This is a genomic window from Flavivirga spongiicola (assembly GCF_030540825.1).
Taxonomy (GTDB): domain Bacteria; phylum Bacteroidota; class Bacteroidia; order Flavobacteriales; family Flavobacteriaceae; genus Flavivirga; species Flavivirga spongiicola.
Genome location: NZ_JAUOEO010000001.1, coordinates 4,748,522 through 4,763,141, shown reverse-complemented (window position 1 = coordinate 4,763,141; position 14,620 = coordinate 4,748,522). Strand labels below are relative to the sequence as shown.

At 32.0% G+C, this 14,620-nt stretch carries 14 protein-coding genes; 9 read left to right on the top strand and 5 right to left on the bottom strand.

Going from position 1 to position 14,620, the window contains the following annotated elements; all coding sequences use genetic code 11:
• Window positions 1–687: a hypothetical protein gene (locus tag Q4Q47_RS18835; RefSeq protein WP_303308188.1), complete on the bottom strand. Its 687-nt coding sequence runs from the start codon at window positions 685–687 to the stop codon at window positions 1–3.
• A 124-nt stretch (window positions 688–811) separates the two neighbouring features.
• On the opposite strand from Q4Q47_RS18835, the gene tilS reads away from it, so the two are divergent.
• Genes tilS through Q4Q47_RS18820 form a run of 3 tightly spaced genes read left to right on the top strand, consistent with a single transcriptional unit; the run spans window position 812 to window position 4,745 of the window.
• A complete protein-coding gene (gene tilS, locus Q4Q47_RS18830) occupies window positions 812–2,122 on the top strand; it encodes a tRNA lysidine(34) synthetase TilS (RefSeq protein ID WP_303308187.1) in 1,311 nt (436 codons plus the stop codon).
• The gene (gene ade, locus Q4Q47_RS18825) at window positions 2,123–3,742 is read left to right on the top strand and encodes an adenine deaminase (protein ID WP_303308186.1); all 1,620 of its coding nucleotides are present in this window, start codon (window positions 2,123–2,125) and stop codon (window positions 3,740–3,742) included. It begins immediately after the preceding gene.
• A gap of 40 nt (window positions 3,743–3,782) precedes the next feature.
• Window positions 3,783–4,745 carry a YheT family hydrolase gene (locus Q4Q47_RS18820; RefSeq protein WP_303308185.1) on the top strand — a complete coding sequence of 321 codons (963 nt, stop codon included), beginning with the start codon at window positions 3,783–3,785 and terminating at the stop codon, window positions 4,743–4,745.
• On the opposite strand, the gene Q4Q47_RS18815 is transcribed toward Q4Q47_RS18820, so the two are convergent.
• Together Q4Q47_RS18815 and Q4Q47_RS18810 are read right to left on the bottom strand one after the other, a co-directional pair.
• Window positions 4,742–5,758 (bottom strand): phosphotransferase, encoded by a 1,017-nt coding sequence (locus tag Q4Q47_RS18815; RefSeq protein WP_303308184.1) that lies wholly within the window; start codon window positions 5,756–5,758, stop codon window positions 4,742–4,744. The two genes, Q4Q47_RS18820 and Q4Q47_RS18815, sit on opposite strands and share 4 nt — an antisense overlap.
• Window positions 5,759–5,942: 184 nt before the next feature.
• Window positions 5,943–6,404, bottom strand: a complete 462-nt coding sequence (locus tag Q4Q47_RS18810; RefSeq protein ID WP_303308183.1) for an Lrp/AsnC family transcriptional regulator — start codon at window positions 6,402–6,404, stop codon at window positions 5,943–5,945.
• 161 nt (window positions 6,405–6,565) lie between these two features.
• Here Q4Q47_RS18810 and Q4Q47_RS18805 point away from each other — a divergent pair, with 161 nt between their 5' ends.
• The 6 genes from Q4Q47_RS18805 to Q4Q47_RS18780 all read left to right on the top strand — a co-directional run bounded on the left by Q4Q47_RS18805 (window position 6,566) and on the right by Q4Q47_RS18780 (window position 14,114).
• Window positions 6,566–7,516 (top strand): NAD-dependent epimerase/dehydratase family protein, encoded by a 951-nt coding sequence (locus tag Q4Q47_RS18805; protein ID WP_303308182.1) that lies wholly within the window; start codon window positions 6,566–6,568, stop codon window positions 7,514–7,516.
• Between the two features lie 33 nt (window positions 7,517–7,549).
• On the top strand, window positions 7,550–8,755 hold the full coding sequence (kbl, locus tag Q4Q47_RS18800; RefSeq protein ID WP_303308181.1) for a glycine C-acetyltransferase: 1,206 nt from the start codon (window positions 7,550–7,552) through the stop codon (window positions 8,753–8,755).
• Between the two features lie 330 nt (window positions 8,756–9,085).
• On the top strand, window positions 9,086–9,712 hold the full coding sequence (locus Q4Q47_RS18795) for a TerB family tellurite resistance protein (RefSeq protein ID WP_303308180.1): 627 nt from the start codon (window positions 9,086–9,088) through the stop codon (window positions 9,710–9,712).
• A gap of 79 nt (window positions 9,713–9,791) precedes the next feature.
• Window positions 9,792–11,729, top strand: a complete 1,938-nt coding sequence (locus Q4Q47_RS18790; protein WP_303308179.1) for a CASTOR/POLLUX-related putative ion channel — start codon at window positions 9,792–9,794, stop codon at window positions 11,727–11,729.
• A gap of 641 nt (window positions 11,730–12,370) precedes the next feature.
• A complete protein-coding gene (locus Q4Q47_RS18785; protein WP_303308178.1) occupies window positions 12,371–13,570 on the top strand; it encodes a thioredoxin family protein in 1,200 nt (399 codons plus the stop codon).
• 34 nt (window positions 13,571–13,604) lie between these two features.
• Window positions 13,605–14,114, top strand: coding sequence for a hypothetical protein (locus Q4Q47_RS18780; RefSeq protein WP_303308177.1), 510 nt, complete (start codon window positions 13,605–13,607; stop codon window positions 14,112–14,114).
• A gap of 63 nt (window positions 14,115–14,177) precedes the next feature.
• Here the strand turns inward: Q4Q47_RS18780 and Q4Q47_RS18775 are convergent, their stop codons facing one another.
• Together Q4Q47_RS18775 and Q4Q47_RS23875 are read right to left on the bottom strand one after the other, a co-directional pair.
• Window positions 14,178–14,384: a transposase gene (locus Q4Q47_RS18775; RefSeq protein ID WP_408612146.1), complete on the bottom strand. Its 207-nt coding sequence runs from the start codon at window positions 14,382–14,384 to the stop codon at window positions 14,178–14,180.
• On the bottom strand, window positions 14,299–14,490 hold the full coding sequence (locus Q4Q47_RS23875) for a hypothetical protein (RefSeq protein WP_408612156.1): 192 nt from the start codon (window positions 14,488–14,490) through the stop codon (window positions 14,299–14,301). Before Q4Q47_RS23875 ends, Q4Q47_RS18775 begins: the two co-directional genes overlap by 86 nt.
• Window positions 14,491–14,620: the final 130 nt, after the last annotated feature.

Below are 14,620 nucleotides of genomic sequence, written 5' to 3'. Positions count from 1 at the left end.
TTAAATACTTTTAAAAGCCTCCATAACTAACCTTATTACACGCTCAACACGTTTGATTTCAATATTTTTAACTTCAGCAATTTCACCGTAGGTTAATCGACCAAATATAAAAAGATCTACTATATCAGATACTTTAATTGGTAATAACGTGTAAAACTTACCTAATAAATTTTTATTGTGTATTACAGATATGTCTTCAATTTCCAAAGCATTTATTATAGAGGAATTATTGTCATCATATAAAAACAAATGTTTGTGCTTATCATCCTGTTTATACGAGATATCATCTAACTCTTCGTTCATAACAAAATCAAAGCCTTCATCAACAGTAAAGTTTTCTTCTAAATTATCCAGTTCTTCCTCTAAAATTGAATTTGTACTCATCGTATTTTTATGAAACGCTTCTTTTTTAAATAGGTTATCCAAATCGGTATCTACTATTTTAAATAGCTTAATTTTTATAGCAGGGGTATCAATATCTATATCATATCCATTTTCATAAAATTTGGCAATACCTTCATCTATAAAGTCATTAGAAATGTACATGTTTTTAGGAATAACACCTATTGATTCGGCAATATATAATCTATGTTTTATATAAGCTTGCAAATGTTGTGTTACTGAAACCACCTTCTTGTTAAAAGCGGTTTGAGTCGCTTTATCGTTTAATTTTTCAAGAGAACACATGGTAAAAAGTTTTAAAATTTATACTTTAAAGTTACAAAATTCACAATTTTGGGATATGATTTATGTCATTTGATTATAAAACTAAGATGCGTATTTAAATGGGCAAAGTTGTATATTTGAAAACATGCTAAACCAACTAAAAAAACATATTGATAATCGTCTTGAATTTTTAAATAAAAATAAACTTCTTATTGCTATTTCAGGAGGTGTAGATAGTGTGGTTTTAACTCATTTATGTCACCAATTAAACCTAAATATTTCTTTGGCACATTGTAATTTTAATCTCAGAGGAAAGGAAAGTGATGACGATGAGAAATTTGTATTGCAACTAGCTGATGATTTAAATATAGAAGCTTTTACTGAAAGTTTTAATACCGAAGGATACGCTAGCGAAAATAAGATTTCAATTCAAATGTCTGCCAGAGAACTACGTTATTATTGGTTTGATGAGTTGGCACTACAATTAGGTTTTGATTATATACTTACTGCGCATCATGCAGATGATAATCTAGAAACCTTTTTAATTAATTTCTCTAGAGGCACAGGATTAGATGGTTTAACAGGAATTCCAGAAATTAATAACAAGTTTGTACGCCCGTTGTTGCCATTCTCAAGAGAAAATGTTATTGATTATGCAAAGGCTAACAACTTAGAGTGGCGCGTAGATAGTAGTAATGCATCAACTAAGTATTTGCGTAATAAATTAAGACACGAAGTCATTCCTATTTTAAAAGAAATAAATCCTAGTTTGCTTCAAAGCTATCAAGGTACTATTAATAATTTAAGTGACAGCGGAGATATAATCGAAGATGCCATGGAGTTGTTTTTAGAGGATGCCATTGATGCTATTCAGGATAACAAAATAATTTTTAAAATACCTGAGTTTAAAAAACAAAATAACCCAAAAGCATATTTATTTGAAGTTTTTAAAGATTATGAATTTACAGAATGGAATGACATCGTGAATTTATTAGATGCTCAGTCTGGTAAATATGTGTTATCTAATACTCACAGATTAATAAAGCATAGAGATACTTTGCTTTTAAGTGAGCTTCATTTAGAAGAGCAAGAAGAAATTCTCATTTTAAATATAAATCAAGAGGTTGAAACACCTTTTGGTATTTTAACATTTTCAAAAGCTAATGATGTTTCATTAAATGATACTACAACTATTTATGTTGACGAATCGCTTTTAAAGTTTCCTTTAGAAGTGAGACCTTGGAAAGTAGGTGATGTGTTTTTTCCATTTGGAATGAAAGGAAAAAAGAAAGTGAGCAAATATTTTAAAGACGAAAAATTATCATTGTTAGATAAAGAAAGTTCTTTATTACTCTGTTCAGGCAATAGTATTGTTTGGGTAATTAATAGAAGAGCTGATAATAGATTTAGAGTAACCGAAAACACTGAAAATATTATTAAAATAGAACTAAAATAATTGAAATTACAAGGACAAATAGTCGATATACAAAACGGACTCATTTATAAAGGTGAAATTACTGTTGAAAATGGAAAGATTTTATCTATTATAGAAAAAGAGCATACAAATAATCAATATATCCTTCCAGGATTTGTAGATGCTCATATCCATATAGAAAGCTCTATGTTAGTGCCTAGTGAGTTTGCCAGATTAGCAGTCATGCATGGCACTGTAGCTACCGTTTCTGATCCTCATGAAATAGCAAATGTATTGGGGGTAGAAGGTATTGAATTTATGATTGATAATGGTAAAAAGGTGCCTTTTAAATTCAATTTTGGAGCACCATCTTGTGTGCCGGCTACTCATTTTGAGTCAGCGGGAGCCGTTATAAATTCTGATGCTATAAAAACGCTGCTTGAAAACCCGGATATCAAGTATTTAACAGAAATGATGAACTACCCTGGGGTGTTGTTTGATAATGATGAAGTTCTAAAAAAAATAGCCTGGGCGAAATATTATAATAAACCAATTGATGGTCATGCCCCCGGTTTAAGAGGAGACGATGTTACAAAATATATCAATGCCGGAATTTCTACAGATCACGAATGTTTTACTTATGAAGAAGCTTTAGAAAAGCTTGAAAAAGGGATGAAAGTTCTCATAAGAGAAGGGAGTGCCGCTAAAAACTTTGAAGCCTTAATAGATTTACTTCCGGAACATTTTGAAAACATGATGTTTTGTAGTGATGATAAACATCCTGATGATCTGCTATTGCACCATATTAATAACTTATGTGCTAGAGCTGTAGCAAAAGGAATAGATGTTTTTAAAGTATTAAAAGCGGCATGTATTAATCCCGTAAAACATTATAATTTAGATGTTGGCTTACTTCAAGAAGGCGCATTTGCAGATTTTATTCTTGTAGAAGACTTAACCCATTTTAAAACGATTCAGACCTATATAAATGGCGAATTAGTTTTCGATAAAGGCACATCTTTAATACAACCAGCGGTGTTTAAAAACCTTAACAACTTTAACTGTAATAAAAAAAACATATCAGATTTTAGATTTGAATCGTCGTCAAAACGAATTCGTGTCATAGAAGCTTTAGAAGGTCAATTAGTGACTAACGAACTTGTCGCTAACGCTTCAGTTTCTGATGGAAACCTGATTTCTAATATTGAAAACGATATCCTTAAAATGGCAGTTGTTAATCGGTATCAAAATCAAAAACCAGCGATTGCTTTTATTAAGAATTTTGGATTAAAAGAAGGCGCTATAGCGTCTTCTGTTGGCCACGATTCTCATAATATTATTGTAGTAGGTGTTAGTGATGATGCGATTTGTAAAGCAGTGAATTTGCTTGTTGAAAATAAAGGAGGCATTTGTGCTATTTCTAATTCAGAAGAAAAAGCATTACCACTTCCTGTAGCGGGTATTATGAGTGATAAAGATGGTGAAATTATTGGGAAACAATATGCAGAATTAGACACTATGGCAAAGCACTTGGGGAGTCCTCTTCACGCCCCTTATATGACATTATCATTCATGGCTTTATTGGTAATTCCTTCGTTAAAATTGAGTGATAAAGGATTATTTAATGGTACCGATTTTGAATTTACTTCTCTAGAAGTTTGATTTTTTAACCCCTTGAAACCTAATCCCTAATTCCTAACACATGCCAGTAATAGAATCAAAGTATAAGCCTTCTTTCTTTTTTAAAAAAGGGTTCATTTCAACCGTGTATTCTGGTCTGGTTAGACGTGTTAAAGACGTAAAACAAAAACGAGAACGTATTACGTTGTTTGATGGAGATTTTATTGATTTAGATTGGAGTTTTTCAAAAGAAAAAACAAAGAAGCTTGTTATTTTGTTGCACGGATTAGAAGGAAACGGGCAGCGGCCATATATGACAGGTGCAGCAAAGCTTTTTAATGATAGCGATATAGATGCAGTGTGCGTGAATTTTAGAGGCTGTAGCGGAGAAGATAATTTAAAATACCGTAGCTATCATTCTGGAGCTACCGAAGATTTGGATGCTATTATTACTCATATTATTTCAGAAAAAGAATACTCGGAAATTTATTTAAAAGGCATCAGTTTAGGGGCTAATATGATTTTAAAATATTTGGGAGAAAGGGCAGTAGTACCTAGCCAAATAAAGGCAGCCGTTACAGCTTCAGTACCTTGTTATTTATATGGTTCGGCCAAAGCTTTGCATACTTTTAAAAATAAACTGTATCATGATCGGTTTTTAAAACATTTAGTAAATCGTTTAAAAAATAAACAACAACATTTTAAAGAAGATTTAAGCATTAAAGACATAGCCTCTATAAAAACATTATTCGACTTTGATAATCTTTACACTGCCAAAGCACATGGTTTCAAAGATGCTTTAGATTATTATGAAAAATGCAGCTGCTTACAGTTTCTTCCTAATATTAAGATCCCGGCTTTAATTATTAATGCCTTAAACGATTCATTTTTATCTCCGGAATGTTATCCGGTAAAAGCTGCAAAAAACAACCGGTATCTTTATTTAGAAATGCCTCAACATGGCGGACATGTAGGCTTTGTAGACAAAAAGGGTGTTTACTATAATGAAAAACGAGCCTTAGAGTTTGTTAAACAAACCTATTAGCTGACCATATTTTTTTCTTTATTATATTTTGTCCAAGATTTTATTCTTCCAATAAACATTTTGAGGTAATTCTCAGACAGAAAAATATTTGACCAATCATATCTTTGAGCTTGAACACCAAGATAAAAGACAAAAACGACCGAACCAGCTTCCGGAATTAATTTTAACTCATTATCTGATAATATTCTGATACTTTGATAACCATCTAAAAAACTTAATCTTTTTAACTCGTACTTATTTTTATCACTTTCAATGTGGAATAGCTGTTTACAGAAATATCCAATGTCTAAAATCTGCCACCCATTCCCACAAAAATCGAAGTCGAACAATGTTACCTCTTTTTCATTTAATACAGCCATATTATCATACCAAATGTCCATATGAACAATACCATTTCGAGTTTTTTCAAAATCAATTTTCTGAAAAGATTTGCCAATTTCTTTGATAAATTTCATTTCAGGTAATTCCTTAGAAAAGAATTGTGTTAAACGCTTATAAGGTGATTCTATAAGTGATTTTTCGTCATAAGATATTCGGGCAATAGTTTTATTTAAGGTTAGATTATGAATTTTTGCCATTAGAGAGCCAATTAAGAAACAAGTATCTTCGTTCATAAATCTTATTTTTCCACCTTGAGCAAACGAAAAAAGTACTACGTATCGAATCCCTTCTGGAGCATTTATTTCTTGAATAAACCCGCCATTTTTATCCTGAATAGGAAAAGAAACGTTTAAATTATTATCTTTTAGTAAATTTAAAAGTTCTATTTCTTCAATGATTTCGGATTTGGATCTCCAATTATGACTGTAAACTCTTAAAACATACTTTGTATTGCCATCGGAAAGAAAATAAGTATGATTCATCCCCGTCCTAAATAGTTCACAACTGAAATTTTCATTTAACGGATATTTATCTCTAATAAATTCACCTAAATCTTTTGCTGAAAGCGTAGAGGTTGTGACTGGAAAAACGGTCATTTTTTTAGTTCTAGTTAGTTGGCAAATATATTTCATTTATTAAACCAACTCAAGTTATACCAATTCTCATTAGATATTACCGTAAAAGAAAATGATGATTTTTTTCTTTATACGAAACAGAAAAATAAACCATAGCCATAGTTACGGATTCTTTTTATGCTGAGATATAAAGGGAAAAAGGGTGTTTTATTAGGGTAATATCTAATGAGAATTGGTATTATCAGATATAAAACTCCGAGGAGTGTTTGATATCTTTTAAAACGAATGTGCTATTCAATACCCCTATATTTTCAATCTTAGAAAGTTTATACTTCACGAAATTATGATAATCTTCTAACCCCTTTGTGTTTATTTTTAAAATGAAGTCCACTTGGCCAGCCATATGATAGCATTCTTGAACTTCGTCTAAGTTTTGAATTTGTTCTTCAAACTTCTCAATAAAGGCCTCACTATGGTAACGCATAGATACCTGGCATATAGTAGTTACAGATCGTTCGAGCAATTTTTTATCAAGTATGGCAACATATTTTTTAATGAAGCCTTGATTTTCAAGCCTACGGATACGCTCGTAAACAGGGGAAGGTGTTAAGTTTAAAATTTTAGCAATCTCTTTAGCTGTTTTTTTAGAGTCATTTTGTAAAATTCTAAGTATAGTAATGTCAGTTTGGTCTAAATTTTCCATAATGTGTTAAATAAAAATTATTGCAAAAACGAATTATTTTATTATTTGAAAGTAAATATAGCTGTTATTTGATGATAAAAAAGATTTAATTGCTTAATTAAGTGATTTATTTTATTTTAAAAGCTGTATTGTTTACTTTTGAAAGTAAATAACACTTATTTATGAGTACGACAATTTTAGTGATAGGAGCAAATGGACAGGTAGGACGTGTGCTTACTGAGGCATTACAGAGTAAATATGGAAAAGAAAGAATCATTGCTTCAGATTTAAGAGAGAGAGAAGATTCAAATGGTATATTTGAAGTTATTGATGCAACAAACTTCGATAGAATTAAGGAAGTTGTTTTACAATATAAAGTGACTCAAATTTATCACTTAGCTGCCATTTTATCTGCTAAAGGAGAAGAAAATCCATTGAAAACCTGGGATATTAATATAAAAACCTGGCTAAATGTTCTTGAAGTCTCTAGAATTTGTAACGTAGAAAAGGTGTTTTACCCAAGTTCGATAGCCGTTTTTGGAAATAGTGCTCCTAGAAATAATACACCTAATAATGCTTATTTAGATCCAGCGACTGTGTATGGTATTAGTAAAGTAGATGGTGAAAACTGGGCGCAATATTACCACATTAAATATGGTTTAGATGTTAGATCTATTCGTTACCCTGGCATTATAGGATATCAGTCATTACCAGGTGGTGGTACTACAGATTATGCAGTAGATATTTATCATAAAGCTGTTTTAAATGAAATGTTTACTTGTTTTTTAAATGAGGATACAGCTTTACCTATGATTTTTATAGATGATGCTATTAGGGCTACTATAGAGATTATGGAAGCTCCGGTTGAAAGTATAAAAGTGAGAACATCCTATAACATAGCAGGGATAAGTTTTTCGCCAAAAGAAGTAGCATCAGAAATCCGTGAATTATATCCCGATTTTAAAATTGACTATAAACCTGATTTCAGGCAAGATATTGCAGAAGGATGGCCAAAGTCTATAGATGATTCTGAAGCGCGAATGGATTGGGGATGGAAACCTAAATACGATTTATGGGCTATTACAGAAACTATGATTCGTGAGCTGAAAGCACAATATGAGATGACAATTTAAGTTTAAAAAGTATTACCAAAAAAAAATAAAACTATGTACTCTAAGATAAAGAATGATTTACAGAAAGAAATTGAAGAAATTAAAGCAGCAGGTTTATATAAATCTGAAAGAATTATTACAACACCTCAAGGTTCAGAAATAAGCACAACAACATCATCTGAAGTATTGAATTTTTGTGCCAATAACTATTTAGGGTTGTCATCGCACCCAGAAGTTATTGATGCCGGTAAAAAAGCCATTGATTCTCATGGGTATGGATTATCTTCTGTACGTTTTATTTGTGGAACACAAGATATTCATAAAACATTGGAGGAAAAAACAGCCTCGTTTTTAGGGATGGAAGATTGTATTTTATATGCTGCTGCATTTGATGCAAATGGCGGTTTGTTTGAACCTATATTGAATGCAGAGGATGCTATTATTTCGGATGCTTTAAACCATGCATCAATAATTGATGGCATTCGTTTATGTAAAGCAAAACGATTTAGATATGCTCATAACGATATGGCAGATTTGGAAGAGCAACTCATCCAATCTGAAGGGGCACGTAGAAAATTAATAGTTACAGACGGTTCTTTTTCAATGGACGGAACGATTGCTCAGCTTGACAAAATTTGCGATTTAGCCGATAAGTACGACGCTTTAGTAATGGTTGATGAATGTCATTCTACAGGTTTTATTGGTAAAACAGGACGTGGTACTCATGAATATTGTGATGTTATGGGGCGAGTAGATATTATAACTGGCACCTATGGTAAAGCTTTAGGAGGTGCTTCAGGTGGGTTTACGGCAGCAAGAAAGGAAATTGTAGAGATGTTAAGACAGCGTTCCAGACCTTATTTATTTTCAAATACGGTGGCTCCATCAATAGTTGGAGCTTCTATTAAAGTGTTAGATATACTAAGCACGTCCACAGAACTTCGTGATAAGTTAGAAGATAACACTAAATATTTTAGAAAAGAGATGACTGCGGCAGGATTTGATATAATCAAGGGAGATCATCCTATCGTTCCTGTTATGTTATACGAAGCGACGTTGGCACAAGAGTTTGCTTCAAAATTATTAGAAGAAGGTATCTATGTCATCGGTTTTTTCTATCCGGTAGTACCAAAAGGAAAAGCTAGAATACGTGTTCAATTATCAGCAGGACATGATCGTTATCATTTAGACAAAGCTATCAAAGCTTTTACTAAAATAGGGGAAGAACTTAATGTCATTCCTGTGAAAACGGAAATCTAAATTAAAGGATTTGGGTTTTTGACTAGAAAGGTAAAAACCTGTGCTTAATGTGGTTGAGTATGAAACGAGCGAAACCAGTGCTGAGCGAAGTCGAGGTATACCTTTATGGCTCTGTCCCGAGGATCGTTCATTTTAAGAAATTCTTTATTTGAAAAAAAGCTCCGAGGCTATCTTTGCTCCGGAGTTTTAAAAACTTGTATTCGACTTATACCATTCTATAACAGAATTGATATTAATTGCAATTCCTGCTTGGTTAAATAACTATTTTTAGTTTTTTAAGTTAAGATTACTATATTTAAACAATATTTTAACTTAACCCAAACTACGATTATGATTATTTTTGGAACTAGAGGTGTACGTTCAACTAAAGCAACAGGGATGTTTGATTGTCCACAATGTGAAGACAATAGAGGGTACAGACACAGAAAAGTAACCCAATTTTTTACCTTATATTTTATTCCGCTTATCCCTTTAGGAAATAAAGGCGAGTATGTAGAGTGCGATCATTGCAAAGGCACTTTTATCACTAAAGTTATAAATAATACAGCATCTGCAGATAAAGAAGCTTTTATGGCTATGTATGAGCAAGCAATACGCCACGTTATGGTAAAAATTATGTTAGCAGATGGAGTTATAGATAGTAACGAAAGAACCATGGTGCTACGTATTATTAATAAATATGGGCATAATGATATGTCATCATTTCAGCTAGATGATTATATTAAAGAAGTACAAGCAGATTCCAGCGATATTTCAACCTATTTAAAAAATGTTGGACCATCTTTAAATGAGCATGGTAAAGAACTTTTAATAAAATGTGCTTTAGATGTAGCCTATTCAGACGGTCATTTTGATGATTCAGAAAGAATAATGATCCTTGAAATGGGTAAAGTCATGGAAATGTCTTCAGCTCATGTTAAAGGTATTATGGCAGAATTTGTTGAACAACTCAATTAAACATTAACACCTAACACCTAACACCTAACACCTAACACCCAATACCTATCCCAATACCTAATAACCAACCTACCATCTTATGAAAAATTCTTTCAGAGAGCGTTTAAACTATAAAGCTGAACGTTTTTTAAGCAAAGGAGGCACTTCCATATTTAAAAGTCTTTTAATCTTATTTATAGTTGTTTTTGTAATACTTACAGGACTACGGTTGTTACTTATAAACCTATTTCCTAGTTTAGATTATACGGGCAATATTTTTAGAGATATTTGGGTGACTTTTTTAGAAATGACAGATCCTGGGAATATGAATCAGGATAATGAGGCACCGACCTACCTCAAAATTTTAACAGTACTTTCTGGTTTAACAGGTGTTATTTTATTGTCTATGCTCATCGGTTTTATCACGACGGCATTAGATACGATGCTTTATGATTTTAGAAAGGGCAGGGGTAAAGTTATAGAGAATAATCACACTATAATTTTAGGTTGGAACGAGCGAGTAGTTGATGTTATTAGAGAACTTATTTTAGCTAACGAAAGTGAAGATAAGGCTTCGGTCGTTATTTTATCCAGAGAAGATAAAGAAGTGATGGATAATCTTATTACTAAACGTCTTCCGGATACGCTAACTACAGAGGTTATTACGACACAAGGTGATTATGCAAATATTAATGAATTAAAGCGGGTAAATTTAGAATCCGCACGTTCTATCATTATCTTGGCAAATTGTTCAGAAAGTGCGACCATAGCTAAAAAAATAGCTAGTGATGTGCAATCTGTTAAATCGATATTAGCCATTACAGCTTGTCAGGATGGTAAAAATGAACTACCAATAATTGCTGAAATTTTTACTAAAGAAAAACGAGACATCATTAGCTTTTTTGAAGATGATAATATTATCGCTATAGATAGTTGGGATATTATGGGGAAACTCCTTATTCAGACATCTTTAACAAGCGGTTTAGATACTGTTTATAAAGAAATTTTATCGTTTGATGGTTGTGAGATCTATTTCTATGAGGATGATTGGAATGAAACTAATTTCTACGAGTTAAGTTACCATATGAAAGACGGGATTCCTTTAGGAGTCTATTCTGAAGAAGAAGGGTTGGTTTTACGTCCGCCAACAGATACTATACTTAAAAATGGAGATACCGTTGTTATTTTAGCAGAAGACGATTCCACAATAGCTTTCGAGAATAAGCAATATTTCTTCCCTGATAATTCTAAGAAAATTATAAATAAACGCTTAGAACAAAAAAGGAAACGTATCCTTATTTTAGGTTGGCACAAGGTAGCTGAGGTCTTTATTGAAGAAGCTACAGATTATTTATTAGAAGGTTCGGATTTTGATATTATGTTCGATACACCTACTGAAGAATTACAAGATATTATTAAAAAGGTAACAGAAGAATACGAAGATTTTAATATAAACCTTCATGATTCTAATCCATTAGATTTAGAAAAACTGCAAACTATAAATCCAGAAAGCTATGATACGGTTGTTATTTTATCTCAGAGTATGGAAGAGCAATCCGCTGATAAAATAGATTCCGATACACTTATTATCCTATTACTATTAAGAAAATTATTGAATAAGGATAATGGATTACACATTATCACGCAGGTTTTAAATTCTGAAAACCAGGAGATTATCACTCAAACCAATGTCGACGATTTCATTATTAGTAATAAGCTAATTACTATGATTTTAGCACAATTAAGTGAAGAGACATTAATGAAGAATTTTTATGATGATATTTTCTCAGAAGATGGTAGTGAAATATATGTAAAACCAGCAACTTTATACTTCGATACGTTCCCACAAACTATATCATTTGCAGACACTATTTTTTGTGCACACCAACGTGATGAAATCTGTTTAGGGATTAGAAAAGGAGATTTTAGTAAATCTTTAGACGATAACTTTGGTATTAAACTTAATCCAGACAAAGATATGGCTATCCAGCTTACTGAAAACGATTTCTTGATTGTTTTGAGTGAGGATGAACTTTAGAAATTTATGTGAGTTTCTATATTAAAAAAATTATTTGATTTTAAGTTAGTTGTCGCTTCGACCTTTCGGCTTTGCTTAAAGTTTACCTTGATTGGGAGTAAGTTGAAAAACATAGCGAAAGACTATGCTTTGAAGTAGTTCCAAAATGTAACACCTGCCCGTCCGGGATGGTTTTCTAATACCAAATATGGACTTAACCTGATTTTCATAAAATAAGGAATCTTCCCTATTTTTTTTAATGTATGAATTAATAGATTTGGGCTAAAATAGTGAAGCTGTCGTGGATAGATTTCAAAATGTAAATAATGAAAAAAAGTTGTTTAAATAGTTGTTTTTGCACGTATTCACAAATACACAACCCTGTAAAGTGGGAAACCAGTGTTACCAAAGTTTCAGATAATGAATATAAATTAATTTGAAATATAGTCATTCAAAAAACAAGAGTTGTCTAAAAAGTGTCATTCTGAATATTGCCGAGAAGTAAAATATATTTTGTTTCGAAGGTAGCAACGAAGCTGTGAAGAATCTCCTAAAAATATAAGATTCCCTGCCTGCAGGTTCGCTTCACTCTGGATGGCAAAACATATTACTTTTTTAGGCAGTCTCTTTTTTAATCTAAAATAATAATATATAATAAAATAATGAGAAAAATACTTTTAGGAATAGCTTGTTTAGTGGGGTTGTCTACAATGGCTCAAAATCGTGAAATTGAATTTAAAGTACGACCATGGAAAACACAACTGGCAGCAGCAAAAAAAGAAAACAAACTCATCTTTTTTGATGCCTATACCACATGGTGTGGCCCTTGTAAAGTTATGGCTAGAGATGTATTTACCAGAGATAAGATAGCAGATTTGTTTAATGATAAGTTTGTCAATGTGAAATATGATATGGAAAAAGGTGAAGGCATAGCTTTAAAAGATAAATATGAGGTTAGTGCTTATCCTACATATCTATTTATTAATGGAGATGGAGAAGTGGTTCATAAAATAGTTGGAAGTATGACAGCTAATGAATTTATAAATGAAGCTAATAAAGCACTTAATCCGGAAAGTACGATGTACGGATTGGCAAAGAATTTTGAGGCTTCAGGACATTCTGAAGCAAGTGCTATAGCATATTTGGATGCCATAAAAAAAGCCTATGAATCTGAAAAAATGAGCGTCGTTTCAAAAATATATTTTGATGCTCTTGAAAAGTCTACATTGTTAGACGAACACAACTGGAAGCTCGCTTTAAAATACTTGAATAATCCATCATCAAAAGCCTTTGCTTATTTATATAATAATATGTCAAAATTGAAAAAGACATACAAAGTAAGTGAAGTAAATAATTACTTTCAGCAAGTTTTTGTCTCTTCAGTTTCTAGGATTAAAAGGTCTTATAATAAGAAAAGTGGCGTAAAAGAGGCTAAGGAAAATAGTAAAGCTATAAGAAAATTATTAAAAGAAGGAAATGATTATTCAAAAGTATTACTCGCTAAATTAGACCTTATTGAATTTTCTGCTAAAAATCAATGGGATAAGTTTGGAGTAAAATTAGACGCCATGTGCAATGATGTTGAATTTTCTAATAAGAGCTACGTTTTAATTGAAGCAGCCAATGATATTGCGACTGCAAATCAAGAAAAACAATATGAGAATGCATTAAGATGTGCCGATTTAATAGAGAAGAATACTCCTGGATTGTTTACTCAAATACAGTTAGCTGAGCTACGAAAAAGAGTGTTAATACGTCAGGGAAAAAAGGCTGAGGCAGAAGCCATGTCTCAAAAAGAAAAAAAATTAAGAAAAGAGGCCATGGACAAAAGGGCAATGAGTCCTCCAATGTATAGAGATTAAAACAGAATTATCATCAAATAAAAAATAATTAATAATGAAAAAAATAACAACAGTGCTTTTCCTTTTATTGGGTTTAATTGGAGGAAAAAAAGCTTCAGCACAAATGGGGGGTGCACAAAAAATAACCTGGGATGTCGATGTCGATGTTGATGTAAAAGCTTCCAAGAGTGCCGTATGGGGTTTTCTTAATAACAACGAAGTGCTTCAAAGCTATTCAAATGGATATATAAAGTCGATTAGAGCGATAGACGAATCTAGAGAGATCATATTTACTAATGGGAAAAAACGTTCTGAAACCATTGTTCAAACAGATGGCGTTAATAAATTCATGGTTATAAAGGTTAACAAAGTATCATTGCCAAAAGGAATAAAAAATGTTAGAATAGGCATTTTTACTAAAGATAAAGGTGAAAAAAAATCAAATATTCATTGGGTTGCAAAAATAGAAGGTGGCAAATCAGAGAAGCAAATATTAATGAAGCAATTAAAAGCCGAATTTGATTCTTATGTAAAAGGTTTTAGTGATATAAAAAACGGAATTTAAAACATTACTCTAAAAACTTTGAAATTCAATGGGTTCTATATATAGCTAAATCAAAATAAAACGTCATAAGCCAGCATATAAAAAAAGTTCATCAGGTGTATAGTCTAATTTTCTTCTGATACTTTTTGCTTGTGCCCACTTCTTATCAATAGGATTCAAATCAGGACTATATGGTGGTAGAAATTCAAGAGTATGTCCTTTTCTCTTCAACAGCTTGTAAAGTGTCATTTCTTTTGTAAAAAGCTGCATTGTCAAGTACAATAACGGCATTGCTAGGGATGTTAGGAAGCAATTCTTGCGTAAGCCATGCGTAAAATACATCTGCATTTATATAGCAATCAAACAAGCATACATTGAATAATTTGAAATCGGCAATAGCTCCAATAGCATTTATTCTACCCCTAGCATGCCAGTCTTTACTATAGCTGAATCATAATAATTTAACATAATCTGCATTTGTGTTTTAAGAGACCTGACAGGTTTTAAAAACCTGTCAGGTCTGCTCA

What these genes read in the sequence shown, in the direction of transcription:
- Q4Q47_RS18785 (WP_303308178.1), top strand. Translation starts at nt 12,371, where the DNA reads ATGAGAAAAATACTTTTAGGAATAGCTTGTTTAGTGGGGTTGTCTACA.
- kbl (WP_303308181.1), top strand. Translation starts at nt 7,550, where the DNA reads ATGTACTCTAAGATAAAGAATGATTTACAGAAAGAAATTGAAGAAATT.
- Q4Q47_RS18780 (WP_303308177.1), top strand. Translation starts at nt 13,605, where the DNA reads ATGAAAAAAATAACAACAGTGCTTTTCCTTTTATTGGGTTTAATTGGA.
- Q4Q47_RS18835 (WP_303308188.1), bottom strand. Translation starts at nt 687, where the DNA reads ATGTGTTCTCTTGAAAAATTAAACGATAAAGCGACTCAAACCGCTTTT.
- Q4Q47_RS18795 (WP_303308180.1), top strand. Translation starts at nt 9,086, where the DNA reads ATGATTATTTTTGGAACTAGAGGTGTACGTTCAACTAAAGCAACAGGG.
- Q4Q47_RS18775 (WP_408612146.1), bottom strand. Translation starts at nt 14,384, where the DNA reads ATGCCGTTATTGTACTTGACAATGCAGCTTTTTACAAAAGAAATGACA.
- Q4Q47_RS18805 (WP_303308182.1), top strand. Translation starts at nt 6,566, where the DNA reads ATGAGTACGACAATTTTAGTGATAGGAGCAAATGGACAGGTAGGACGT.
- Q4Q47_RS18810 (WP_303308183.1), bottom strand. Translation starts at nt 6,404, where the DNA reads ATGGAAAATTTAGACCAAACTGACATTACTATACTTAGAATTTTACAA.
- Q4Q47_RS18820 (WP_303308185.1), top strand. Translation starts at nt 3,783, where the DNA reads ATGCCAGTAATAGAATCAAAGTATAAGCCTTCTTTCTTTTTTAAAAAA.
- tilS (WP_303308187.1), top strand. Translation starts at nt 812, where the DNA reads ATGCTAAACCAACTAAAAAAACATATTGATAATCGTCTTGAATTTTTA.
- Q4Q47_RS18790 (WP_303308179.1), top strand. Translation starts at nt 9,792, where the DNA reads ATGAAAAATTCTTTCAGAGAGCGTTTAAACTATAAAGCTGAACGTTTT.
- Q4Q47_RS18815 (WP_303308184.1), bottom strand. Translation starts at nt 5,758, where the DNA reads ATGAAATATATTTGCCAACTAACTAGAACTAAAAAAATGACCGTTTTT.